At 29.0% G+C, this 26119-nt stretch carries 26 protein-coding genes and 1 riboswitch; of the genes, 22 read left to right on the forward strand and 4 right to left on the reverse strand.

The features are described 5' to 3' along the window. Positions 1-76: 76 nt before the first annotated feature. The 9 genes from G594_RS0103760 (at position 77) to G594_RS0103805 (ending at position 8349) form a co-directional block, all read left to right on the forward strand. Positions 77-388, forward strand: coding sequence for a PTS sugar transporter subunit IIB (locus G594_RS0103760; RefSeq protein WP_027097342.1), 312 nt, complete (start codon positions 77-79; stop codon positions 386-388). Between the two features lie 2 nt (positions 389-390). Beyond that, positions 391-1710, forward strand: a complete 1320-nt coding sequence (locus G594_RS0103765) for a PTS sugar transporter subunit IIC (protein ID WP_027097343.1) — start codon at positions 391-393, stop codon at positions 1708-1710. Between the two features lie 25 nt (positions 1711-1735). Continuing rightward, positions 1736-2824 (forward strand): DUF871 domain-containing protein, encoded by a 1089-nt coding sequence (locus G594_RS0103770; RefSeq protein ID WP_027097344.1) that lies wholly within the window; start codon positions 1736-1738, stop codon positions 2822-2824. Position 2825: 1 nt separating this feature from the next. After that, positions 2826-3128: a PTS sugar transporter subunit IIA gene (locus G594_RS0103775; RefSeq protein WP_027097345.1), complete on the forward strand. Its 303-nt coding sequence runs from the start codon at positions 2826-2828 to the stop codon at positions 3126-3128. 10 nt (positions 3129-3138) lie between these two features. Continuing rightward, a complete protein-coding gene (locus G594_RS0103780) occupies positions 3139-4539 on the forward strand; it encodes a glycoside hydrolase family 1 protein (RefSeq protein ID WP_034865873.1) in 1401 nt (466 codons plus the stop codon). Between the two features lie 182 nt (positions 4540-4721). Then, the gene (locus tag G594_RS0103785) at positions 4722-5351 is read left to right on the forward strand and encodes a class I SAM-dependent methyltransferase (RefSeq protein ID WP_316110342.1); all 630 of its coding nucleotides are present in this window, start codon (positions 4722-4724) and stop codon (positions 5349-5351) included. A 37-nt stretch (positions 5352-5388) separates the two neighbouring features. Then, complete coding sequence (truA, locus tag G594_RS0103790) at positions 5389-6141, forward strand: tRNA pseudouridine(38-40) synthase TruA (protein WP_027097348.1); 753 nt, start codon at positions 5389-5391, stop codon at positions 6139-6141. Between the two features lie 44 nt (positions 6142-6185). After that, positions 6186-6351: riboswitch (M-box (ykoK) riboswitch) on the forward strand. Positions 6352-6681: 330 nt separating this feature from the next. Next, on the forward strand, positions 6682-8025 hold the full coding sequence (gene mgtE, locus G594_RS0103800) for a magnesium transporter (protein ID WP_027097349.1): 1344 nt from the start codon (positions 6682-6684) through the stop codon (positions 8023-8025). 21 nt (positions 8026-8046) lie between these two features. Beyond that, positions 8047-8349: a hypothetical protein gene (locus tag G594_RS0103805; protein ID WP_027097350.1), complete on the forward strand. Its 303-nt coding sequence runs from the start codon at positions 8047-8049 to the stop codon at positions 8347-8349. Between the two features lie 18 nt (positions 8350-8367). Here the strand turns inward: G594_RS0103805 and G594_RS0103810 are convergent, their stop codons facing one another. Beyond that, on the reverse strand, positions 8368-8796 hold the full coding sequence (locus G594_RS0103810; protein ID WP_027097351.1) for a helix-turn-helix domain-containing protein: 429 nt from the start codon (positions 8794-8796) through the stop codon (positions 8368-8370). Positions 8797-8881: 85 nt separating this feature from the next. Here G594_RS0103810 and G594_RS0103815 point away from each other — a divergent pair, with 85 nt between their 5' ends. The 4 genes from G594_RS0103815 to G594_RS0103830 all read left to right on the forward strand — a co-directional run bounded on the left by G594_RS0103815 (position 8882) and on the right by G594_RS0103830 (position 12638). Beyond that, the gene (locus G594_RS0103815) at positions 8882-9943 is read left to right on the forward strand and encodes a serine/threonine-protein kinase (RefSeq protein WP_167539548.1); all 1062 of its coding nucleotides are present in this window, start codon (positions 8882-8884) and stop codon (positions 9941-9943) included. A gap of 103 nt (positions 9944-10046) precedes the next feature. Beyond that, the gene (locus tag G594_RS0103820; RefSeq protein ID WP_027097353.1) at positions 10047-10457 is read left to right on the forward strand and encodes an FxLYD domain-containing protein; all 411 of its coding nucleotides are present in this window, start codon (positions 10047-10049) and stop codon (positions 10455-10457) included. A 122-nt stretch (positions 10458-10579) separates the two neighbouring features. After that, positions 10580-10804: a PF20097 family protein gene (locus tag G594_RS0103825; protein WP_027097354.1), complete on the forward strand. Its 225-nt coding sequence runs from the start codon at positions 10580-10582 to the stop codon at positions 10802-10804. A 190-nt stretch (positions 10805-10994) separates the two neighbouring features. Beyond that, the gene (locus G594_RS0103830; RefSeq protein WP_027097355.1) at positions 10995-12638 is read left to right on the forward strand and encodes a SulP family inorganic anion transporter; all 1644 of its coding nucleotides are present in this window, start codon (positions 10995-10997) and stop codon (positions 12636-12638) included. Positions 12639-12801: 163 nt separating this feature from the next. Here the strand turns inward: G594_RS0103830 and G594_RS0103835 are convergent, their stop codons facing one another. Continuing rightward, a complete protein-coding gene (locus G594_RS0103835; RefSeq protein WP_027097356.1) occupies positions 12802-14319 on the reverse strand; it encodes a bifunctional metallophosphatase/5'-nucleotidase in 1518 nt (505 codons plus the stop codon). A 288-nt stretch (positions 14320-14607) separates the two neighbouring features. Here G594_RS0103835 and G594_RS0103840 point away from each other — a divergent pair, with 288 nt between their 5' ends. The 6 genes from G594_RS0103840 (at position 14608) to G594_RS0103870 (ending at position 20859) form a co-directional block, all read left to right on the forward strand. After that, on the forward strand, positions 14608-16323 hold the full coding sequence (locus tag G594_RS0103840; protein WP_051195898.1) for a methyl-accepting chemotaxis protein: 1716 nt from the start codon (positions 14608-14610) through the stop codon (positions 16321-16323). Positions 16324-16501: 178 nt separating this feature from the next. Beyond that, on the forward strand, positions 16502-17272 hold the full coding sequence (locus G594_RS0103845; protein WP_027097358.1) for a DUF2087 domain-containing protein: 771 nt from the start codon (positions 16502-16504) through the stop codon (positions 17270-17272). A gap of 7 nt (positions 17273-17279) precedes the next feature. Beyond that, positions 17280-17804: a GNAT family N-acetyltransferase gene (locus tag G594_RS0103850; RefSeq protein ID WP_027097359.1), complete on the forward strand. Its 525-nt coding sequence runs from the start codon at positions 17280-17282 to the stop codon at positions 17802-17804. Between the two features lie 112 nt (positions 17805-17916). Continuing rightward, positions 17917-18081, forward strand: coding sequence for a hypothetical protein (locus G594_RS20280; protein ID WP_167539549.1), 165 nt, complete (start codon positions 17917-17919; stop codon positions 18079-18081). Positions 18082-18154: 73 nt separating this feature from the next. After that, positions 18155-19678 carry a YfcC family protein gene (locus G594_RS0103865; RefSeq protein ID WP_027097360.1) on the forward strand — a complete coding sequence of 508 codons (1524 nt, stop codon included), beginning with the start codon at positions 18155-18157 and terminating at the stop codon, positions 19676-19678. Positions 19679-19767: 89 nt separating this feature from the next. Then, on the forward strand, positions 19768-20859 hold the full coding sequence (locus G594_RS0103870; protein WP_027097361.1) for a ribose-phosphate pyrophosphokinase: 1092 nt from the start codon (positions 19768-19770) through the stop codon (positions 20857-20859). A gap of 50 nt (positions 20860-20909) precedes the next feature. Here the strand turns inward: G594_RS0103870 and chbG are convergent, their stop codons facing one another. Further along, positions 20910-21647 carry a chitin disaccharide deacetylase gene (chbG, locus tag G594_RS0103875; RefSeq protein ID WP_027097362.1) on the reverse strand — a complete coding sequence of 246 codons (738 nt, stop codon included), beginning with the start codon at positions 21645-21647 and terminating at the stop codon, positions 20910-20912. A gap of 319 nt (positions 21648-21966) precedes the next feature. Between chbG and G594_RS0103880 the strand changes: the two genes are divergently transcribed. From G594_RS0103880 to lexA, 3 genes are all read left to right on the forward strand, one after another. Next, a complete protein-coding gene (locus tag G594_RS0103880) occupies positions 21967-22698 on the forward strand; it encodes a hypothetical protein (protein WP_027097363.1) in 732 nt (243 codons plus the stop codon). Positions 22699-22750: 52 nt separating this feature from the next. Further along, positions 22751-23620 carry a potassium channel family protein gene (locus G594_RS0103885; RefSeq protein WP_034865874.1) on the forward strand — a complete coding sequence of 290 codons (870 nt, stop codon included), beginning with the start codon at positions 22751-22753 and terminating at the stop codon, positions 23618-23620. 107 nt (positions 23621-23727) lie between these two features. Continuing rightward, positions 23728-25137: a transcriptional repressor LexA gene (gene lexA / locus G594_RS0103890; RefSeq protein WP_027097365.1), complete on the forward strand. Its 1410-nt coding sequence runs from the start codon at positions 23728-23730 to the stop codon at positions 25135-25137. 55 nt (positions 25138-25192) lie between these two features. Here the strand turns inward: lexA and G594_RS0103895 are convergent, their stop codons facing one another. Further along, positions 25193-26098, reverse strand: coding sequence for a Gfo/Idh/MocA family protein (locus G594_RS0103895; RefSeq protein ID WP_027097366.1), 906 nt, complete (start codon positions 26096-26098; stop codon positions 25193-25195). Positions 26099-26119 lie beyond the last annotated feature (21 nt).

Genomic DNA, 26119 nt, shown 5'->3' on the forward strand with positions numbered 1-26119 from the left:
TTATAGGTTTTTGATTTTGGCATGGAAATTGCTTTGAATTAATAGTGAGAAAAATATTTATATAGGAGAGATATATATGACAAAAATTATCTTAGCATGTGCAGCAGGAATGTCCACATCACTATTAGTAAATAAAATGAAGGAGGTAGCAGAGGCGGAAAATATTGAGGCTTCAATAAAAGCTATTCCAGAAGCAGAGATATCACAACATTTAAATGAATGTGATGTTATATTACTTGGACCACAAGTAAAGTTTATGATTGATGAAATTAGAGCAATAGCTGCTCCTCAAAGTATTCCAGTAGAGGTTGTTCCAATGCAACATTATGGAATGATGAATGGAAAGGCAGTTTTAGAATTAGCTTTAAGTTTAAAGGGAGGTAATTAATAATGAAAAAAATTATGGATTATATGGAAAGAAAGGTAATGCCTATAGCCAATAAAATTGGTAACCAAGTACATATCAGAGCAATATCTGCTGGTATGGTTAGCTTAGTAGGAATTATTATACTTGCTTCAATAGCTACATTAGTTCAAAATTTGCAAGTGGAATCATATCAAAACTTTATTACTAATACAGAAGCAGGACAAGTAATTTGGAATATAACTCAAAATATTTGGTGGGGATGTCTTGCTATGTATGGACTATTTGTTTGTGCAACAGTTGGACAATCACTTTGGAGAAACTATGGTCATAATGGACTTGATGGGTTATGTGTAGCATTGGCTTCATATTTTGTATTAATTCCATGGATGGCACAAGTTCCAAATGGAAAAGAAGCACCAATTAGAGCCTTTGGATTTATTAATTATACTAGTTTTAGTGCGGATGCGTTATTTGCTTGTATGATTATAGCTCTTGTATCAGTTGAAATATTGCATAGATTATCAAATGTTAAAGCATTTAAGATTAAGATGCCAGATGTAGTTCCAACAGCAGTAAGTGATTCATTTTCAAAATTAATACCAACTATGTTAACAGTTATTATATTTGCGGTAATATCATATTTAATTATGAGATTTGCTGATGGTAAATCATTTAATCAATTAATAACAATGGCTATAACAAAACCACTACAAGGATTTAGTGATAATTTAGTAACAGCTATAGTAGCACCATTTGTTATATCATTCTTATGGTTCTTTGGAATTCATGGTTCAAATATTGTGGGACCAATACTTGCAGCTGTTTTAGCACCGCTTGGAATGTCAAATATTGAAATATACGCTCAAGGTGTTACTGATTGGTCTCAATATAATGTATTAACTTACCAATTTATATCTTCATTTGTTAATATGGGTGGAGCAGCATGTACAATAGGTTTAATAGTTGCTATGTTTATTACAAACAGAAGAAGACATAAGGTATTATTATCTCTTGCAGGTCCTACAGGTGCATTTAATATAAATGAACCAATAATATTTGGATTCCCAATAGTTTTAAATCCATATTTATTTATACCGTTTGTAATAGGACCATCAATTATTAGTGCAATTTCATATTTAGCAATTAAATTCCAATTAGTTCACCCAGTTGTAGCGTCAGTTCCTTGGACAACACCTCCAATATTAAATGGATTCTTAGCAACAGGTATGCATTGGACAGGAGCAGCATTATCAGTAGTTAATATAGTAGTTGTTGTATTACTATATATACCATTCTTAAAATTAATAGAAAGAAATGAAGAAAAACAATTATTAAATAAATAAAAACATTCATTGGAGAGGAGATCATATGGGAATAGGAATTAGTATATATCCATTAAATAGTACTGTTGAAGAAAATAAAGCTTATATAGAAAAAGCAGCAAAACTTGGATACAGTAGAGTATTTACCTCTATGTTAGAATTAGATAGCCATAAGGAAAAAGCTTTAAATCAGGTTGAAAAATACAGAGAATTATTAAAATTTTCAAGGAATCTAGGGATGAGAGTATTTATAGATATAAATCCTGAAGTTCTTAAGATAATAGATATAAATCCTATGGATTTGAAATTCTTTAAAGATTTAGGAGCAACTGGACTTAGATTAGATGGAATGTTTAATGGATTCTATGAATCAATGGTTACATTTAATAAATTTGATTTAGATATTGAAATAAATGGCTCCTTTGATAGTGGATATGTTAATAATATTATGGATATAGGTTGTAAGAGGGGGAAGCTTGTGACTTGTCACAACTTCTACCCTGAAAAAGATACAGGTTTAGGATTAGAGTATTTTAAGGCTTGTCATATGAGGCATAAGTCATTAGGATTACATACAGCTGCTTTTGTTGATGCAACTAAAGGAGGAAGACTAGGACCATGGTTATCTAATGATGGCTTGTGTACATTAGAAAAGCATAGAGGAATAGATATAACGGTTCAAGCGCAAGAATTATTTGCTTTAGGAATAGATGATGTAATAATAGGTAATGCTTTTGCAACAAATGAAGAGTTAGAGTCTCTTGCAAAGCTAGATGAAAATATTATATCTTTAAAAGTTACTATGGAAGAAGTTACAGAGGTTGAGAAGTCAATATTTAATAAGGTGCTTCAAAACAGATGGGATTATAGTGACTCTGTCATAAGACATACAATGGGAAGAAAAGAATTTAAGGACAAAGAAATAAAATCAACAACTAAAGAAGATAGAATTGTTCCTATAGGAACTGTCTTAATTAATAATAATGATTATCTTAATTATAAAGGAGAGGTACTCGTAGCCTGCAAGGATATTGCGTTAGATAATAGAAGAAATGTAATAGCAACTGTATGCAACTCTCACATAGAATTACTAAAATATATTAAATCAGGGAAAAAGTTTAAGTTGGAGGAGTAGTATGGACGAAAGAACTTTAAATAGTGCAATGAACATAATTATGTATGCAGGAGATGCTAGAAGCTCAATTATAACAGCATTGAAGGTAGCAAGAGAAGGAAGTAAGGAAAAAGGCTTAGAGTTACTTGAGGAAGCAAAGAAAAATTTACTTGAAGCTCATAAGATTCAAACTGAGTTACTTCAAGGAGAAATGCAAGGTAATCCATGTGAATTTAGTTTATTATTAGTACATTCTCAAGATCATTTAATGAATGCTATGCTTGCAAAGGATTTAGCAGAACAAATTATTTTAATGATAGAATAGGAGGGATATTATGACTTTAGGGTTTAAAGAAAACTTCTTATGGGGAGGGGCTCTATCAGCTAATCAAGTTGAAGGGGCTTACCTAGAAGGGGGAAAGGGCTTATCCACAGCAGATGTACTTCCAAAAGGAATGATGAGTTCACCAGTTATACCACCAGAGGGAGACTATCCATCTCATACAGCAATCGATTTTTATCATAGATATAAAGAGGATATAAAACTTTTCAAAGAATTAGGTTTTAAATGTTTACGATTATCTATTGCTTGGAGTAGAATATTTCCTAATGGAGATGAAGAAACTCCAAATGAAGAAGGATTAAAGTTTTATGATGATGTATTTGATGAATTAATCTCAAATGGTATAGAACCTGTAGTAACCTTATCTCACTATGAAATGCCATTAGGTCTATGTAGCAAATATGGTGGGTTTACAAATAGAAAGCTTATAGGATTTTTTGAAAGATATGTAAGAACTGTTTTTATAAGATACAAGGATAAGGTAAAGTATTGGATGACTTTTAACGAAATCAATAGTATAACTGTAATGAGATTTACATGTGGTGGTATCATTCCTAAAGAAGGTGAGAATCCAAGGCAATTAAGCTATGAGGGAGCACATAATCAATTAGTTGCAAGTGCTTTAGCAGTTAAAGCATGTCATGAAATAGTAGATGGTGGAAAGATAGGGTGTATGATTAATTATGGATGTGTATATCCTATGACTTGTAATCCACTTGATGCATTAGATGCTTTAGATAAAGATAGAAGAACGTTATTCTTTGCTGACGTGCAAATTAGAGGAAAATATCCAAATTATCAAAAGAGATTTTTTAGAGAAAATAATATCTCCATAGGAATATCAGAAGAGGATGAAAAGATACTAAGAGAAAATACTGTAGATTTCCTTGGTATGAGTTATTACATGAGTAGGGTTGCAAGTACTGATGCTGAACATCTTGAAAAAGCAGAAGGGAATATATTTAAAATGGTTAAAAACCCTTATCTTAAATCATCAGAATGGGGATGGCAAATAGATCCAGAAGGATTAAGATTCTCATTAAATACATTATATGATAGATATGAAGTTCCTATATTTATAGTTGAAAATGGACTTGGAGCAGTAGATGTTGTTGAGGAAGATGGCTCAATTAATGATGATTATAGAATTGACTATTTAAGAAAACATATAAGTGCTATGAAAGAGGCTGTAAATGATGGTGTTGACCTTATAGGATATACATCTTGGGGACCAATAGACTTAGTGAGTGCATCTACAGGTGAAATGAAGAAACGTTATGGATTTATCTATGTAGATAAGGATGATGAGGGAAATGGAACTTTAGAGAGAAGAAAAAAGAAGAGTTTTAACTGGTACAAAGAAGTAATTGAAAGTAATGGGGAAAAACTTTAAACTAATATTATATATAGAAAGAAGTAGAATTTACAATTTAAATTCTACTTCTTTCTATATATTTATGTAAAAAGTGATGCTAAATAAGAAGTTAAAAATGAAGTTATAATTTAGATTTGCTAATAAGGATAATTATGGTAAAATGTATACAAACATTGGAATTTATCGAGGCTGGTGAGAATATGGAGAAACAAGAGATGAACTCAAATAAAAAGTTTTGGAATAGATTTGCTAGTAAATATGATTTTATAATAAAAAAAGATGAGCAAGCTTATGAAGAGATGATTAAACTTATTAGAAGAGATGTAAATTCTAAAATGGAAATGTTGGAGCTTGCAACAGGTACAGGATTAATTGCTTTAAGAATAGCAGATAAAGTGAAGTATTTGGAGGCTACTGATTTTTCTGAAGAAATGATAAAAGAAGCAAAACGTAAAGAGAGGCCTAATAATCTTAATTTTTCAGTAGAGGATGCATGTGATTTACCTTATGGTTCTAAAACATTTGATTGTGTACTTATATCTAATGCACTTCACATAATGCCAAAGCCTGAGGAAGCACTTAGTAATATTAAAAGAGTATTAAAGGATGAGGGGATCTTAATAGCACCAACTTTTACACATAAGAGTAGTATAAAAGCTAAAGTGTTATGGAAACTTATGTCTATTGTAGGTTTTAAGGCTTATAGCAAATGGACAACTGATGAGTATATTAAGTTTATAAAAAGTAATGGCTTTAAAATAAAGAAAAGTAAAAAAATAAAAGGAACTTTTGAGTTAGCATATATTGTAGCAATTAAAGAATGTAGGTAAAATAGTATCTAGATTCTTTTTTCTTTAGGAGGAAAATATGAGAAACATAAAAATGTTATTACAATATGATGGAACAAGATATAAGGGATGGCAAAAGCAGAATCAAAAAGGCAATTCTGTTGTAACAATACAAGGAAAAATCGAAAATGTTTTAAGTAAAATGACAGGGGAGGAAATAGAAGTAATAGGTTGTGGCAGAACAGATTCTGGAGTTCATGCAGATAATTATGTGGCAAACTTCTTTACTGATTCAAAAATGACTTTAGTGGAAATGATGAGTTATCTTGAAGAATATTTACCAGAGGATATTGTGGTTAAAGAACTTAAGATAGCAAGTGATAGGTTTCACTCTAGGTTAAATGTAAAGGGAAAAACCTATGTGTATTCAATTCAAAACACAAAATATCAAGATGTATTTTCCAAGAGATTTGCTTATCATATAAAAGAAGAATTAGATATAGAAAGTATGAGAGAAGGTGCAAAGTATCTTATAGGCACTCATGATTTTAAGAGTTTTACTAATTTAAAAGTAAAGAATGGTAAAAAGTCCACTATAAGAACTATAAGGGATATAAAAATAACAAATTATAATGGATTTGTACAAATAGAAGTAAGTGGAAATGGATTTCTGTTAAATATGGTAAGAATAATTGTAGGAACATTAGTAGAGGTTGGAGTTCATAAAAGGAATCCAGAAGATATTAAAGAGATATTAGAGTCTAAGAATAGAGAAAATTCAGGTCTAAAGGTTCCAGGGAAAGGATTAATGCTTAAAAATTTAGAATATTAATTCAAAAGTGTTGACTTATATCAAATAAAAGAATAGTATTAAGTAGGAAAATTTGTTAGGTGAGGCTCCTATAAAGATAGATGCTGCTACCCAGAAAAATCGAGAGATTCCAATGGGTTAACAATAATTATCGCCAAGGTAATTTTTAACGTAGCTGACAAGAAAAGGTCAAAGCTTTATAGTGCTAAAGCTCTACAATTAAATTGTGTTATATTTAAGGCTTTTTAACGTAGGGTTAAAAGGTCTTTTTTTATTCTTTAGGAAATTATAGCATCAATTAAATTGTGGATAACTTCAACAATTTAGCTAGATATTATTTCATTTCTTCCTAAAGAATAAAAAATAAAATATATGCCCCTGCAAGATTTTCTTCAGGCAAGCTTCGGAAATGCAGATGGGCAAAAAAATAAGGTGGTGAATTAAATGGAATCTGATGCCAGTAGGAGTATAAAAGTTAAGACGGAAAACAAAATAAAGGATGAGGATGAAGTTTGTTCGCCGTATAGGGTGTTTTATCCTCTTATATAAGGAGGAGTTATAATGAAGAAAGAATTAAATGAAAAGGATTTATTAGAAAAATTACTAAATTATACTCAGGAGGAGCTAGAAGAGAAGATTGAGGATATTCATCCTGCTGATGTATTAGATTTACTTCATGACAACGAAGATGATTTCTTTAAGATATTAAAAAGATTACCAGATTGGTTTATTGCAGCTATTCTTGAGGAAGAAGATGATGAAGAAAAGTATGAAATTTTAAAGAAGTTTTCTGAAAATAAGCAAAAGAAGATTTTAGGTGAGATGTCCTCTGATGAGTTAACAGATCTTGTTGGAGTCTTAGATGAAGAAGAAATTAAAGATGTTTTAAAGAAAATAAATGAAGAAGATAGAAAAGATGTTTATAAGCTTCTTTCATATGAGCCAGATACAGCTGGTGGTATTATGGCAACGGAGTTTGTATCAATAAGGGAAAATAAAACTATTGAAAAAACCCTAAAGTATTTACAAAAGGAAGCTCCAGATGCTGAATCTGCATATTATCTTTATGTTATTAATAAGGAAAATGTCTTAAAAGGTGTAGTTTCTTTAAGAGATATAGTATGCAATGACTTTGATACAAAGATATCTGAAATAACAAATACCAATGTAATATCAGTGCCGTACTATATGGATCAGGAAGAAGTGGCTAGCAAGTTTGAAAAGTATGGATTTATGACAATGCCAGTTGTAGATGAGAATAATAAGATTTTAGGAATAGTAACTGTAGATGATATAGTTGAGGTTATGCAGGAGGAAACTACAGAAGATATCCATCGTCTTGGTGGTGTGGATGAAGAGGAAAAAGTAGATGGTTCCTTTAGAGATTCTGTAAAAAGTAGATTACCGTGGCTTATAGTAAACTTAATTACTGCAATTCTTGCAGCTTCTGTTGTAGGAGCTTTCGAAGGCACAATAAGTCAAGTTGTAACTCTTGCAACCTTTATGCCTATTGTAGCAGGAATGGGAGGAAACGCAGGAACACAATCATTAACAATAGTAGTTCGTGGTATTGCATTAGGAGAATTAGATAAAGATAATGGGATGAGAATTTTTATAAAAGAGTTATTAGTAGGCCTTGTAACAGGTATAGTTATTGGAGCCATTATAGCAGTTTTAGGTTTTATATGGGAAAGGAACTTTGTATTTGGTATTGTAATTGGTGTTGCAATGATATTAAATATGATGGTAGCAACAATGTCGGGGTTTATAGTTCCAGTAATACTAAAGAAGCTTAAGGTAGACCCTGCACTAGCATCAGCAGTGTTTGTAACAACAGTTACTGATGTTTTAGGCTTTTTCTTTTTCCTTGGACTTGCAACTATGTTTATTAGTTATTTAATCTAGTTTAGATAAATGGAGGTTTTTATGGAGTGGTATTGTGCAGTATGGAATAGTGATAAGGTAAGTAATGTAATGGGAGCCCAGTTTTTATATGAGCAGTTATGTCAATGGGAAGATTCTCTAGTTGGAGACATTGGATTAATAGATGAGTTTTTTGAAGATTTAATATCTAATGGAGAAAAGTTAGATATAAACAAGGGTAAAGGCTTTATAATTATTGGATGTTTACTTGAAGATGCAGAAGAGATTGATAATCTAGTTAAGGGGTTAGCTAAACAACATGGATTATCTTATTATGAACCTCAAAATATGACTTATATTTTTTAAAAGTAAAGGACATGATATCTATAGGATATATTGTCCGTTTTCTTCTAATAATATATTTGTATCTAAGACAGTAAGTTTATTATTTATAGCAAATATTAAAAAAGTATCTCTAATAACCTTAGGGTAAAGTCGTCCTTCTTTAGCTATAGTAAGAGCTCTATCTGTTTCATCTAATGTAAGTTGTAGGGATAAGCAAAGCTTAATTATATTATTTCTACTAGGATTTTTACTTCCATTTAAAATTTGGTATCCATATGTACGATCAATATCTGCATTAGCAATTAAAGTACTTTTGCTTATATTTTTTTTATTACAAAGGTTAACTAAGTATTCAGAAATAGTTAGTTCCTTAACATCTAAATCCTTAGAAATATATGTTTTTAAATTTTTATAATTATCTATAGAATTAAGAGTATTTAATAATTCAGAAGTCTTTTTATCAATCATAGTTATTCCATCCTTAAATAAAAAATGAGATAATAATATTATATATTATATTATAGTTAAGTGAAAGTTTAGGTGGAACATGGAGATGAATTATAATGTTGGTTATAAATTATCATTGTATAAGGAACTAACGGTAATAAATGAATCGGATAAAAGTAAAATAGAGTTGGTTCAGAATATAGTAGATAATAAGATATATGTAAAAAAGACATTGTCAAATTATAAAAAAGGAGTTTTTAAAGAATTACAAAAGATTGATAACATAGGTATTCCGAAGGTTTATGAAGTTATTGAGGATGAGATGATACTTTATGTAATTGAAGAATTTATTAATGGTAAAACTCTAGAGGAAATCCAGGGGGAAGGAGTATTATCAGAGGATAGGGTTATAGAATATGGTATAAAGATTTGCGAAATATTAGATGTTTTACATAATTTAAGTAGTCCAATAATACATAGGGATATAAAGCCCTCTAATATTATTGTAGATAATAATGGTATAGTTAAATTAATAGACTTTGATGTGTCAAGAATACATAAAAGTGATGAAAATAGGGATACTCAGATATTAGGAACAGAAGGATATGCATCCCCAGAGCAATTTGGCTTTAATCAAACAGATAGTAGAAGTGATATTTATTCTATTGGGGTTTTAATGAATGTTTTAACAACAGGAAAACTACCAAGGGATAAAAAGAATGATGAAAAATTAGCTAAAGTAATTGAAAAATGTATTAAGATTTCTCCTAATGAAAGATATAAAACATGTCGTGAGCTTAAGGAAGATTTAGAGTTATGTAGTGGCAAACAAATAAAATATAGAAAGAGTAAAATGTTTATTAGAAACTTACCTGGATTTAGAAGAGGAAAGCCTTCTTATATTTTAGCTGCATCATTATGGTACATATTTTTAGTATTTGCTATTTTTATTGATATAGGTACAAAAAGTTTCTCTTATATTATTGGTGATATTAGTATGGTTATAGCATTATTCGGGTTGACTTTTCTTTATGGAAACTACAATAATATACAATCTATGTTACCTTTATTAAAGGGAAATAATAAAAGTATTAGAAAAGTAGGGGTTACTATTTATACTATATTAATTATAATCTTTGCTGGCATGATGTTAAACATATTTCAATAGGTGTATGCTGATAGCATACCAATGAAACTCTAAATATTTTTATAATGATACTAGTCCAAGAAAATGGACAAGTATCATTTTTTGTTTTAAAGGAGGAATAATAATGAAGAAGATTTTAATTGGGGTAGTAATAATACTTATTGTTTTAGTTGGAGGATGTACAGCATTAATGGGGGGGATGGCAAAATCAGCCTCTGACACAATAAATCAAATGGAAGATGACAAAAAATCTAAAGATGAATTATATAATGAGATGGCAAAGAAGGTTAATTGGGAGGTTAAAAAAGGGGAGTATTCAAGCGAAATAGTAGGGATATTTGAGAATACTTCAAATGAAACAATAGATTACATACAGTTTAATTATAAGTTATATGATGGTAATGGGGTTACTATTGAGAGTTCATTTACAAATGAAACTGATATAAAACCAGGAGAAAAAAGAGAAGTTAAGATTATGCTAATAAAGAAAGATTTTAGTAAATATGAGATAGATGTAGTATCAAGTGCTATATAGATAATATTGTAATCATGGACTAGCCATTCAATTAAAAGTAGGATAATTAGATGTTATTATTAGGGGATATAAATAATATATATTAAGTGATTAACTTTTTATATATTATGGGAGGAAGAAAGATGGTTTGTTCAAGTTGTGGTAATGAAATGGTAAAGGGAAATCTTTTTGGTGATAGATATGCACTAAAATGGCAAGCAGAAGATAAGAAGCTAGTGGCAGGTATATGGTCAAAAGGGGGCATAAAGTTAAAGACTAATTCAGCTTTTGGAAGACCTAGAAGTGAAGCTTATGTTTGCCAACAATGCAAAAAGCTAGTTATTGATCTTGAAACTCAAGCTGTATAGTAACATATATAAAATCAAGAATAATAGTTTTATAATTTCTTACTTTTAGTAGTGGGGGATATTTGTTTTGAGATGGAGCAAAATAAATATCCTCCACTTTTTTATTCTTCTATGTAAAACTTGTCTTTATTTACATTAAGGTATAAAATAGTTGATGTGTTTTAAAAAAGTATAAGAAATGGGGCAAAAAATGTTTACTAATTACAAAAATGATTTAATCAAAGAGTTTAAGAACTACAATGGAGGAAAGTTTAAAAAGGACCTAATGGCAGGGATAACTGTTACAGCAGTTGCACTTCCTTTAGCATTAGCCTTTGGTGTAAGTTGTGGAGCATCAGCTGGTGCAGGGATTATAACAGCAATAATCTCTGGTTTAGTAATTGGTGCTCTTTCTGGAGGTTCCTTTCAAATTTCAGGACCAACTGGAGCTATGAGTGCAATATTAATATTGCTTGGACAACAATATGGATTAGAAGGAATATGGGTAGCTAGTTTAATAGCTGGTCTTATTCTAATAGTTGCAGGTGTATTTAAGTTAGGAAAAGTGGTGTCTTATATTCCACTACCAGTAATTACAGGCTTTACATCTGGTATTGCATTAACTATTGCAATTGGACAACTAGATAATTTTTTGGGAGTAACTACAAAAACTTCTGATAGTGCAATTATAAAGGTGTTTAACTTTGTAAGAGGACCTATAAATCCTAATATGTATGCGTTATTAATTGGAATACTTGTAGTAGCTATAATGATTCTATGGCCTAAAAAGTGGAATGCAAAAGTTCCATCATCTTTAATTGGACTTATAGTTGCTTTAATAGTTAATATGTTATTTAATTTACCAGTTGATGTTATAGGAGATATCCCACAAAAATTGATTTTAGATGATAGATTAACTTTTGCAGGTATTAATTTAGAGTCTATTAAGGGATTAGTAGTTCCTGCTATTAGTATAGCTGCTTTAGCAATGATTGAAAGTTTACTTTGTGGTGAAGTTGGTAAGAAAATGAAGGGAGAATCCTTTGATCCTAATAGAGAACTTGTTGCTCAAGGGATTGGAAATATGATTATACCTTTCTTTGGAGGGGTACCTGCTACAGCTGCAATAGCAAGAACAAGTGTAGCTATAAAATCAGGTGCTCAAACTAGGTTGGTTAGTATTTTCCACTCTATATTTTTATTAATATCAATGTTTGTTTTAGCACCTATAATGTCAAAAATTCCTCTATCAGCATTAGCAGGAGTTTTGATGATTACTGCTTGGAGAATGAATGAGTGGGAAAATATTAAATATATGTTCACTAAAAGATTTAAGGGATCTATTATGAAATTCTTTATAACTATGATGGCAACAATAGTTTTTGACTTAACACAAGCTATATTAATAGGAGTGATTTTTGCAAGCCTATTATTTATGGTTAAAATATCAAATGCAGATATTTTTATTAGTGACGTTGATGAGGACAAATTAAATAGAAATATAAGTAAAAATAATACTTTAGGAAAAACAAAGGTAATTTATTTTACTGGGCCATTATTCTTTGGTACTGTGGACAAGTTGAGATCAGAAATTGAATCGTTAGAGGATGCTAAGGTTTTAATATTATCTATGAGAGGAGTACCTTTAATAGATATTACAGGGATTCAAGCACTGGAAGAAATAATGGAGGAACTTGTATCCAATGATTGTAGACTTCTTTTATGTGGATTACAGGAAGGAGTTAAGGATACGGTAGAAAAGTCAGGATTTAAAGATAAGATTGGAGAAGACAAAATATTTTGGAGCGCAGTGGAAGCAATTAACTATGTTGAAGATAATAGAGTTGCAATTTAATCTTATACATAAATATTTATATTAAAATGGACCCTGTTAAGTAGAAAATAAAAAATCTATTTAATAGGGTCATTTGTACAATAAATATATAAATATATAAATATATGTTTATATAAATATTCGTAGAATAAAGATTGTTACAACGCTTCGTTCTATTCTAAAATTATTTATTTAGCTTAACATGTATATATTTTGTTTTATCTACAATAACTTTTTTATTTTTTTCAAAATAATTTATTATAATTTCTGGCATTTCTATTTGAATTTCTTTTATGATTTTACAATACTTAAAGAATTCATATCCACCAGCACCACTAGCTCTGTAATTATTCATAACTAATGTGAATTTATCAGTATCACTTATCTCCTTTCCGTTAAATATAACTGAATCTACAGTATTTATTCCATTAGAATTTAAAGTAAATGTATATTCTATATTTGAAAAATAATCATAGTTATAATGTTCAACCTTTGGTTTTAAGAATGAGTCTGAAATTCTTACTTCTTCTCCGTCATAATAAAAATATTCAGCGCTTCTTGATAAGGATTTCTTTAATATTTCTCCAGTAACTTCATATACAACTAAAGTATTTGGATAAACATAAGTTGAAACAATATCACGGACAGTTACATCGGTATTAAACCCTTTTATGCTGTTAGCAAATGATGTGCAAGCTATATCAGCACCACTTGCATCTAATTGAATTTTATTTATAAAGTTAGCAAGATTTGATCCTGATAAAGCCATTTCTATGTGAGTAGAAGGATGAAGTGGAATATCTAAAAATCCTACAGGGCTATCTAACCATTTCTGAACTTCTTTTTCATAAGGTAATAATTCATTGAACATTTCTTTATTTGGATTTATTTCTGCAGTCTTTAATTCTGATTTAATTGAAATGATTTTTTCTTCATAATCTAAGCTTAATTCTATAAACTTAAATGCATTTTGTGGAGTTTGAACTATATAAGTTCCATTAACATATTGTCCGCCAATATCCATATGCTGATGTCCAGTTAATAGGATATCAAAGTTAAAGTCCTCACAAATTTTATAAGCTATATTCTCATTACTAGTGCTTAAAATTTTCTCTGTATCTAGATCCTTTTCAAAACCACCATGATAAACCCCAAGTAAAATATCAACTTGAGATCTTACTTCATCAAATACTTTTTTTACTGAAGTATAGGTATCATTTATATTAAAGTTTGTTAGGTTTTGTGGTTGTTCCCAAATGTTTATAAAGTCTGTTGTAAAACCTAATGTACCTATTTTCAATCCATTTCCTAGCGTTTTAATTGCATATGGAAGAATAGGGAGCTTACCTGTTTTATCTTCTACATTAGAACAAACACAAGTTGCATCTAGTGTATTTAGATATTTAGCAAGATAATCATATCCATAGTTAAAGTCATGATTACCTAATGTAATTAAATCATATTTACCTTGGTTTAAAACTTTCCCAATTGGATGAACTTGAAAATCTTTTTTTGATATAAAGGTTGTAAATGGAGAGCCCTGAATAGTATCTCCTCCATCAATTATCAAAGTGTTTTCGTCCTTTGTGAAAGAGTTAATTACATTTAGCATTCCTAGATGTTTATCATCATTATTAGTATAGTCTGTTGGATATACAAAGCCATGCATATCTGAAGTAAAATAAATCTTTAAAGTTTTCATATTAACACCTCAATTGAATTATATCAAAATTAATAAAATATAGCGTTTATTTGTAAAAAAAAATGATAACATATAAAACAAAAAATATGTTAAGAATAGAAGGTGATAATAGAGTGGTAAATTATTAAAATAAATGCATTATAATTATCAAAGTGTTAAAAAGTGACGAAAAAAATTGAGAGGTGTTTAACAGGGTGATATTTGACTATTTAAAGCAATTTGTTATAATGACAAATGCCCATGTTTAAAAATGGTTAAAAATGAAAAAAGTCTATTTGGAGGAATAATATGAACATAATAAGAAATACTAGTATATCAAAAAAGTTAATTGCAGTTTTTTCCGTAATAATATTATTGATGTTTTCCTTAACGATATTTAATAGTTATAATATGAAAGTATCAAATGATGAATTAATAGCTTTATATAATGAAGATACAAAGGGAATATTATATATAGGTAAGGTTAGTGAAATAGCATTAGAAAATGACTTGCTGACTAATCTTTTATGTACTGATGAAAGTAGTGGAAATAAGGAGAAAATAATAAATACTATTAAAGAAAATAGAGTTAAATGCAATGATTATATTGAAAAGTATAAAGAAACAATTTTTGGAGATGAGGAAGACACTCTATACACGAATATATTCTTAAATTCTTTTAGTGAGTATAATAAGATTGTTGATGAGATAATAGCGTTAACTATGAAAGGGGACAAAGAAGGTGCTAAAGCATTAATACCAGAGTTAGATAGACAAAAAGAAGGCTATACATGGGATTTAAATAATATTGTAAATATGAATGAAAGTTGGGCAGTTCAGTCTGTAGAAGAGAGTAAAGCAAGGTATAAAAGAAGTGTTTTTATATCTAACATATATTTAATTTTAGCAATTATTTTTTCTGTAGTATGCTCTTTTTTAATTATCAAGGAAATAAGAGGATATTTAAAGAAGATTGGACTATTATCAAATAGAATATCAGAATATAATTTATCAGAAGAAATAAATATAGAAAAAAATAATGAGTTTGGTATTATAGCTAATTCTTTAAATAAAGCTCAAGATAATATAAGAGAATTATTAAAAGTTTTAATTGAAAGCACAGAGGATATGAGTGCAGGTAGCGAGGAATTATATGCTACTGTTGAAGAAATGACATCGCAGCTTGAGGAAATAAGTGCTTCTGCAAACAATATTAGTTCTACGGTTCAAGAAACTAGTGCAACTGCAGAAGAGTTATATGCTTCAATATCAGAAGTATCTTCAAGGACTATAGTATTAGAAGAAAAGGCTAATGAGGGAAGAGGAAATGCAGAAAAAATAAGTAAGAAGGCCAATGATACTAAAGTAAGTACAAAGACATTATTAGATAATAATGAGAAAGTATTTTCAAGCGTTAAGGAAGAAATTATTGAAGCCATGAATAAGGCAAAAGTTGTCGATGAAATAATGATAATGGCTGATACTATAAATGAAATAGCAGAACAAACAAATCTGTTAGCCTTGAATGCAGCTATAGAAGCAGCTAGAGCAGGAGAACAAGGAAAAGGTTTTGCTGTTGTAGCTGATGAGGTAAGAACTTTAGCAGAGCAATCAAGGGAGGCTGTTAAAGATGTACAAGCTACAATAAAAGATGTACGTGAAGCATTTAATAAAATTGCTAGTAGTAGTAATAAGCTACTTGCTTTTATAAATGAAGATGTTTCTAAAGAAGGATATAAATTGTTAGAATTAGGAAAGGATTATGAAGAGGATGGAGTATTCATGAACAAAATGAGTAGTGATATTGCATCTATGAGTACAGAAATAAATGAAACAACTAAAGATATAAATTCTGCTGTAGAGGAAGTAGCAGGAATGGCACAAAAATCTGCTGAAAATGTATCATCTATAAAGGATTATATTTTAGAAGCAACTGAGGCTATGGAGCAAGTTGCAGTAACAGCTCAGACACAGGCTGAGTCAGCACAAAAATTAACTGAATTAGTGGCTAAGTTTAATATGTAAGAATTATTTTTATATTGTGTTCAAAAAAGGAAGTTGAAATGTCAATTTCCTTTTTTGTTTTAGGAAAATATAATAAAAAAAGCAAACTAAGTGATAAAAAGTTTATAAATAAATAGACAAAAGTGTAAATATAACTATAATTATAATTGAAGAAATAAATTTGAAAGGAAGAATTGCTATGGAGAAGGGGAAAGAAGAATTATTTTGGGAGGCATCAGTTGAAGATGTTAAAAAAGGATATATTGAAGAAAAAAACTGTTATATGTGCCTTGTTTGTGAAGATGAGTTTGAAAAGGGAAGAATATATAATGTAAAGGAAAATCTATATGATGCAAAAAGGGCAACAGAAATTCATATAGTAGATAAACATGGCTCTATGTTGCAATACTTGCTAAATATGAACAATAATTTTATTGGGATTTCTGAGGTACAAAGAGATTTAATAATATTAATGGCTAATGGTTTATCTGATAAAGAAATTGCTATAAAGATGGGGGTAGCTCAGTCTACTATAAGAAATCATAGATATAAGTTAAGAGAAAAGGAAAAACAAGCTAGATTATTTCTTGCTATGATGGAGTTATTATCTAGTAATACTAATAAAAAGATTACAAAGTTAGAGAATGAACAGCTTTGTGATGCCCATAAAACTGCAACAACTATAGATGATAGATATAATATAACAGAGAAGGAAAGAGAAACAGTTATAAAGAATTATATGGACGAAACAGGTGGTATAAAAACTTATCCATCTAAGGAGAAGAAGAAGATTATAATTCTTGGGGAAGTTACTAAGAATTTTATTAAGGGCAGAAAGTATACAGAAAAGGATATTAACAAAGTATTAAAGAGAGTATACGAGGATTATGTAACAATTAGAAGAGCATTAATAGAATATGGATTTATTGAACGTTCAAATGATTGTAGTGTTTACTGGGTGAAGGAGTAGGGAAATTATGCTTATAGATGATTTAGAGCTGGAATTAAATGATTATGTCATTAGAGAGATTAGGAAAGATCATTATCTGGAGCTGTTTCAATTATATAAATCTAATCCATACTATTTTTCTAAAATACAAGATCATGAAATAAGATATGAAGAGTGTATAAATGATTTGATAGAAATTCCACCCAATACTAGAAGAAATCAAAAACAATACATTGGATTTTTTCATGATGGAAAACTTTTGGCAGTGATGGATTTAATTGAAGGATATCCAAAAAGAGAGGTAGTTTTTATTGGTTTATTTATGATTCATGGAGAATATCATCGTTTAGGAATAGGTAAAAATATTGTGAATTCTTTAATTAGGTGTTCTAGGAAAAAAGGATTAAAAAGAATAAAATTAGCTTGTATAAAAGAAAATACTATAAGTCAAATATTTTGGAAGAGCCTTCAATTTATAGAGGTTGATAGATGTATTAATAAAAAAACAGATGAAAAGTATTGGAACCTGATAGTTATGGAAAAGGAATTGTAACAAACTCAAGCGTAATGTTTGAGTTTGTTTACATAGATAATTCAAATTTAATAGTGAATACTTGTTTTTATAATGTAGAAAATAAAAGAAAAAACAATATGGAGGAAGTAGAATGAAAAAGTGTTTATATTGCAATAAGAAATTGAAGGGAGATTACTTTTCGAACAAAATAGGAAATTTTTGCTCCGAGAATCATTTTGATGATTATCTAAAAAGTTTATCAAAAGAGGAATATGTAGCACTTCAACATTCATTTTGTGTATGTAGTGATGACTAACAGGTTCATAAATATGAACCTGTTTTTTTGTACATAATATATGTGAATATTAAACAAAAGAAAAGGTGATTTTATGAAGAGGAAAAAGAAGTTTTTATTTCCAACAGCATATACAGTTATATTGGTTGTAATGCTAATTGTTCTTTTATTAACATACTTAATACCTTCAGGAAAGTACAGTACTTTAAGTTATATTATGGAGGGTGGAAAATTTGTAGTTGAGAATCCTTTTGGGGAGCAGATAGAGTTAGAAGGTACACAAGAGACCTTAGATGAACTTGGTATAAAGATTAATATAGGAATGTTCAAGTATGGATCAATAACAAAGCCAGTAGCTATTCCAGGAAGCTATAAAGGACTAGAAAAGGAAAATAAATCTATAACTAATGGAATAGTATCATTTTTTAAAGCTCCAGTTGAAGGGTTATATGACTCTATAGATATTATTACATTTGTCTTAGTTATAGGAGGCATTGTAGGGGTAGTAAATAAGTCTGGAGCATTTACAGCAGGTATTAATAGTCTTTCAAAAATACTAGAGGGAAAAGAAAAGTGGCTAATTGTTCTTATTACAATTCTAATAGGTATTGGTGGTACCACATTTGGATTGGCAGAGGAGATAATAGCTTTTTATCCAATAGTTATACCAGTTTTTTTGGCAGCAGGATATGATGCACTAGTAGCTATTGCAGCTGTATATTTAGGGTCTGCTATGGGCTCTATGGCTTCTACAGTAAATCCTTTTGCAACAGTAATAGCATCAAATACAGCAGGAATAAATTTTACAGATGGAATCTTTGTAAGGATTGCTTTACTTGTTTTAGGATTATTAACATGTACTATATATGTAATTAGATATTCAGAAAAGGTAAAGAAGGATCCAAGTAAATCACTAATACATAGCCAGAAGGAAGAAATAGATAAACAATATTTCATTAGTAGTAAAGAAGAGGCTCCTAAATTTACTTTAGGTAGAAAAGCTATGCTTATAATATTTGTACTGTCCTTTGGAATTATGATTTATGGTGTAAAAGAACTAGGATGGTGGTTTGAGGAAATGACTGCCTTATTTTTAGGTGTAACTTTTATTATGTATTTATTTGCTGGATTAAAGGAAAAAGAGTTTGTAAATGAATTTGTAATAGGAGCTTCAGATTTATTAGGAGTAGCATTAATTATTGGATTAGCACGTGGAGTAACTATAATTATGGAAAAAGGGATGATTAGTGATACCATTTTATTTTATTTAAGTAAGGGAATTTCAGGTATGAGTGGGGTAGTATTTTCAACTGTAATTTTCTTTATTTATATCATTTTAGGATTTTTTATAGCTTCTTCATCAGGACTTGCAGTATTATCTATACCAATAATGGCACCTCTTGCAGACATTGTGGGAGTGAACAGGGATATAATTGTTTCAGCCTATGAATTTGGGCAAGGGTTAATGGGATTTATAACTCCTACAGGATTAATATTAGCTTCGCTAGCTATGGTTAATATAACCTATGATAAATGGTTGAAATTTATACTACCATTAATGATAATGATTGGGGTATTAGCTATAGTTGTGTTGGGATTTGGAGTTATTGTAGGATAATTTGTCAAAATTTCGTGTATAATTATTTCCATTACAACATTTTTTGATATATAATATATTTGGGATTTTAATAAAAAGGAGAGAAATCAATGAGTGAATTGAATCATGATCTTGGCATAATAGCCCTTAGAAGTTGTGTGGAACTAGGAGATGCTGTAAATAAGTTTATACAAGAAGCGAGAGATAACAAAGATTCTTATATTATACCTTTAAATGAAGTGAGATTTGCTAATGGTGAAGGTAAAGTTAAGATATCTGAAACTGTAAGAGGTAAAGATATTTATATTTTATGTGATATTGGGAATTATAGTTGTACATATAAAATGTTCGGTTTTGAACATCATATGGGACCAGATGAACATTTCCAAGATATCAAGAGAACTGTTGCTGCAATAAGAGGTAAGGCTGCAAGAATAACAGTGATCATGCCATTACTTTATGAATCAAGACAACATAGAAGAAAGGGAAGAGAATCTTTAGATTGTGCTTTAGCACTTCAAGAACTTGAAAGATTAGGGGTAGATGAAATAATTACATTTGACGTTCATGACCCTAATATTCAAAATGCAGTACCTTTATTATCATTTGAAAACTTCTATCCTACATATGATATAGTTAAAACACTTGTATCACAGGAAAAGGATTTAGAATTAGATAAAGAAAAGTTATTAGTTATAAGTCCTGATACAGGAGCTATGGATAGAGCAATTTATTATTCAAGTGTATTAGGTGTAGATGTAGGTTTATTCTATAAGAGAAGAGACCATTCAACTGTTATAAATGGAAAGAATCCAATAGTTCAACATGAATATATGGGAAGAGATGTTGCAGGAAAAGACGTATTAATAGTTGATGATATGATAGCTTCAGGAGAATCTGTTCTTGATATAGCTAGAGAGTTAAAGAAGAGAAATGCTAGAAATGTATATGTAGCTGCTACATTTGCTTTCTTTACAGAAGGTTTAGAGAAGTTCAATAAGTATTATGAAGATGGTACTATATCAAAGATTTATTCAACTAACTTAACATATATACCAGAACAATTACTAGAAGCTAAATGGTTTGAAAGAGTAGATATGTCAGAATTCTTAGCTAGAATAGTTAATAGATTACACAGTGGTAAGTCTATAGCTAAATATATGGATGCTACACAAGTGATTCATAATTTACTTAGAGAATAATAGTAATTAAGAAACATAAAAAACTGCCTTAGGGCAGTTTTTTATGTTTCTTATAAATCTTTATAAGAAATCAATTCTATATTATCATTATTTTTTATGTATTCTTTTATTTCATTGCTTGTAAGGATTTCCAGTTCAAAAGCTCTTTTTATATTATAGCTACTATTTCTAAGGATAGTTGAATCAATATAAGCTGGATGGCTCATTAACTCTATATAGTCCTTATCTAGATTATTTTCAAGAATTGAAATTAGATTTTCTAAAGATACACCTTCATTATAAAAGTCACAGTTAAAGTTTCTAGAGTGTTTAATATTGTTTTTATCAAGTATATCTTCCCAAACTTTATCCATTCCTCTTACAGGAATATTTAGTTCTTTAGCTATTTCCATAGCAACTTGGTATTGTTCATTAGTTACAGCGTAATGAAAATCTATATGAGCTGGAGTAAATCCTGTTGATAAGAATTTATCTACTTGAGCTCTATATTCCTTTCTTATTTCTTTAATATTAGCAGTTTCAATTTTAGTCATATCTCTATCAAATATACCATTATTGTTTACTATTGCCTTAAGTCCTGTAGAAATTGGACTACCAACAGTCATAACTAAATGAATTCCTACCTTTAATTCGCTGTTGTTTTTCATTAATTCAATAGCATGATTAAATCCAGGCATGTTTACCATTAATGAAGTAGATGTCATAATCCCATTTTTAAAACATTCTAAAATACCTAAATTTTGCCCAATACTATAACCAAAGTCATCCCCGTTTACAATAAGTTTCATATATAAGTCCCCCTCGATGATGTTTGTATAAGTAGAGTATCATAAGATTATACACTTTGTAAACATATACATGATTATTAAAGGTGGGATAATTTATATTTATCCCACAAAAATCTTGAGAGTATTAGATGTTGGAGAAACTAATTGGAAAATATTAAAATATTTTATTATTAATGAAGTTAAATTTAAATCTAAATCTATAATACATATTATTCTATACCAAATAATATGTTACATAATATTATTTTAATTTTATAAATGCTTTTTTAGTTAATGGAAATTATATTATTAAAGAGCATAGACAATAGGAGGATAACATATGAGAGAATTTTTAAAAGACTATATTGAGGCTATAAAAGAGTTACCAATTAAAAACAAATATTCGAAAGAAGAGTTATTAATAAATGATTTCTTAATTCAAAAAGAAGGAAAGGTTGAAATATACTATGCTCCTCATAATGAATACATAAACCCAAAGGCTAAGGTATTTATTGTAGGCATAACACCAGGATTTCAACAGATGAATGCAGCAATTGTAGAAGCAAGAAAAGGAATAGAAAAGGGATTATCTATTGATGAAATAAGTTATAATTGCAAGGTTGCAGCTAGATTTAGTGGTAGTCTAAGAAATAATATAATAAGTATGTTAGATGGAATATATTTAAATGATGCATTAGGAATAAATAGTTGCAGTGAACTTTTTAAGAATAAAGACTATCTTCTACATACAATTTCACTTATACCTTATTCAGTTTTTATAGATGGTAAGAATTATACAGGGCACACCCCAAAGATTCTAAAAACTTCAATTCTGATGAACTATATAGATAGTATTTTTCTAGATGAACTTTCTAATTTAGAAAATGTTTTAATTATTCCACTAGGAAAAGCTGTAGAAGAAGTGTTAGATAAATTTATAAAAGAAGGAAGAATAGATGAAGACTATGTTTTAAAAGGATTTCCTCATCCTTCCGGTGCAAATGGAAATAGAAAAAAGCAATATGAAGATAACAAAGAAAAGATGATAAAACATATTAAAGAAATATTTTAATATATCCCCACATATTATATCATGTGTAACTTAGCACATGGAGGTGAGGCGTATGATTATAATAATTACTATATTAACAATAATTATATTTATTTTAACGGCTTTTGATAGTGTGGATAGAACAAAAGAATATTTTAAGTATGGAATTAAGAGAATTAATATTACTTATAAAAGTCTATGGACAGAGGGGGATTTTCTTGTAAGGATAACTCAAGGTGGAATGATAATTATTACAGAGATATTTAATTTACTTTCTATATATACTATTGTGTTAAAGTATATTAAAGTACATTTTTCTATTGAAGTAGACATGATTTTGAAAACTATTGTTATTATAGTAGGGGTTATAATCGTGCACTATTTAATGGGATATATACTTTTATTGAGTTCTAATCTTCATAGGTATATGAGTATGGGAATTGATAAGAGTATAAAGGGAGATTTCTTACTTACCTATTTTATAACATCTTCTTATGTGATGATACTTATAGTTTTTCCAAATGAATTAAATAAATATACTTTATCTGGTGTATTGGGAATTATAATAAGCTACTTTTTAAATATGAAGTTGTTACTAAAAATAATGAGAAATCCAAGGTATATAAAGTTTGACAGTAAGGATAGAGGGGGATTTTTTCAAGTATTTATTGCAGCTATGTCTATAGTTACTATGATAGTTATAAACTTATTTTTAGGGGTTTCTTTAACTAATATAATAGATAAAGGAGCTTTTTCTTCAAATCCTAATAATTTTGATTTGTTTTATTATACTATAGTAACCTTCACAACAATAGGTTTTGGCGATATAAGCCCTGTATCTAACTTGGCTAAGTTTATGGCTATAGTAATCTCTATTACGAGTATTATTTGTTTAACTATTTTCTTAGGAAGTATTTTTTCATTAAGAGAAAGAAAAGAGTAATAAGAGTGGAAAAAATTAAGTTTTTTTCTAGTGAAAATAATTTTGAAAAGATAATCATTTTCCTTTATTATATAAGTATAAGATTTTTTTAGAAGAGGACAGAATATATGAAATTACTTAATATACAAAATAAATTTATAGAGGGAAAACCTTGCAAAAATAATATAGTTAAAGGAAGAAGTAATACAGGAAAAACTGAAGCGTTTTTACATAGAATATTAAATTTAGTTAATAATTTTGCCTTTGAAAAAGAGGATAAAATTTTATTTGTTCAAAAGGAAAAAGGGCTATTAGATAAAATAGAAAGTAGATTTAATAAAGTTAAATTTAATAATAATTATAAATATATATCACTATTATCATCGGATGTGGAGCCTGAGTTTATTACATTAAATGAGCTTATATTAAAGTACTCTGATGGTTCTGTTTTAGCAAAGCAAAATGAGAGATTAGAAATCCTTAAAGATGGAATAAAAATAGGATGCTTTAAAAGATGCAATAAGTTAAATAGTGATAATTTATATTTAATTTTAAATGAAATAAAGTATATGAAGAATAATAATATAAAGAAGGCTGAAGAGTTTATGACTTTAATGGGAGGTCCATTAAAGCTAAGAAAGAATTCTCCATCAAGGGCAGAAATGTTCATTTTATATAGCTACTATAATAGAATTCTTAAAGAAAAGGGATTAGTGGATGAAGAGGATAGAATAAGACTAGCTATTGAAAATATAAGGAAAGAAGATAGTGGATATGTTCATCTTTTTGTAGATAATGTAGAGGGGCTATCTAAATTAGAGTTAGAGTTTTTATTAGCTTTATATAAGGACAAGTCTTATGGGACAATTACATTAGGAATTGATGTAGATAAGGGAGAGAATATTTATTCTGAACTTGTAAAAAAGGGAAGAGTTTATGCTAAGAAGGTATTTGGTAATAATAAAAAAATATATAATTTTAAGGTAGATGTAGTAGAAAAGAACAATAGACAAGCAGTTAATGAAGAGTTTAATATAAAAGAAAAATATAAGTTCTTTGATTTAAAACATAGAAGAAACTTCCATTTTTCTATTGAAAATACAGGTTTTGAGGAAAAGATATTAGGAGAACTAGATGAAAAGTACTCTGATGATGAATTAGAACAAATTCCTGTTTTTAATAATATAGCAGCAGGAGAACCAATTCTTATATCTCCAGAGCAACAAGATACTTTTAATTTACCTAAGTATTGGGTTAAGGGTGGAAACAAGAAGTTTATATTAAAGGTAAAGGGAAACTCTATGATAAAGGCCAACATAAATGATGGTGATCTTGTTGTAATTGAGCAAACACAAGCTCCTATGAATGGAGATATAGTAGCAGTAAATATAGAGGGAAGTGCAACATTAAAAACATTAAGTTTAACTAAGACTACAATAACTTTATTGCCAGAAAATGATGAGTATGAGCCTATCGTTGTTACACCAGATGAAGAATTTTATATTTTAGGAAAAGCAATTGGTGTAATAAGAAAATAATAATGGGGTTGATATATTATCTTTATTAAAGATAACTAAAAGCGAAATCCCTAGATTAGTTTCTAGGGATTTCTTTTAATATTTCTTCGCAAAGTTTATGTGTAATTATTGAGTCTTCCAGCATATCATAATTCAGACTATTAGTTTTAACATCATTAATAAATGATGAAATAATTGAATTAAAACCTCTCTTATGAAGAGTGTTTTCCCAGTCGCTGAACTCTTTTAGTGAAGTGCAGTTGTTTTCAATAAGAGTTGTATGAGTTAAATTTCGAACAATGGCTTTTTTACCAGGAGACATATATTCAACTATCTCCTCAGTTGTTCCATTTATTCTATTCATTATACCAATAGCTGTAGTTTTAGAATTAGATAGTTTTAAAGTAATGCTTTGTAATAAATTATCCTCAATTCTTGTATCTACAGTGAAATTATCATAAGCATCATTCATTAAAAATCTTAGAGTATCAACAACGTGGATAAAATCATCATATACAAAGACTCTTGGTTCTCCAGGTAAATTTATTCTGTTTTTTTGAATTAGTACTATATTTGCTTCTCCTAAGCTTTTTAGGGAACTTATCATGGGAGCAAAACGTCTATTGAAACCTATCCTAAGGATTAAATTATTTTTCATAGCTAGGTCTTTTAATTCTAAGGCTTCATCTAAGTTATAACTTATAGGTTTATCTACATAAACATGAATTCCATTAGATAAAAGTTTTTTGCAAATATCATAGTGTGAATCTGTAGAGCTATGAATAAAAGCACAGTCTATTCCTTCATTAATTAAATTATCTACACTAGAAACTGCTTTATTTATTTTATATTTTAATTTAGTTTCTTCTAATGTAGATATATTTCTTGTACACAATACAATTTCCAAATCTTTCACCAATGTTATAAGGGGAAGATAAGCTTTTTTACATATGTCACCTATTCCAATAATTCCAACTTTCATAAATCCTCCTAAGTTTAAATA

Source organism: Clostridium paraputrificum AGR2156, from assembly GCF_000424025.1.
Lineage (GTDB): Bacteria > Bacillota > Clostridia > Clostridiales > Clostridiaceae > Clostridium > Clostridium paraputrificum.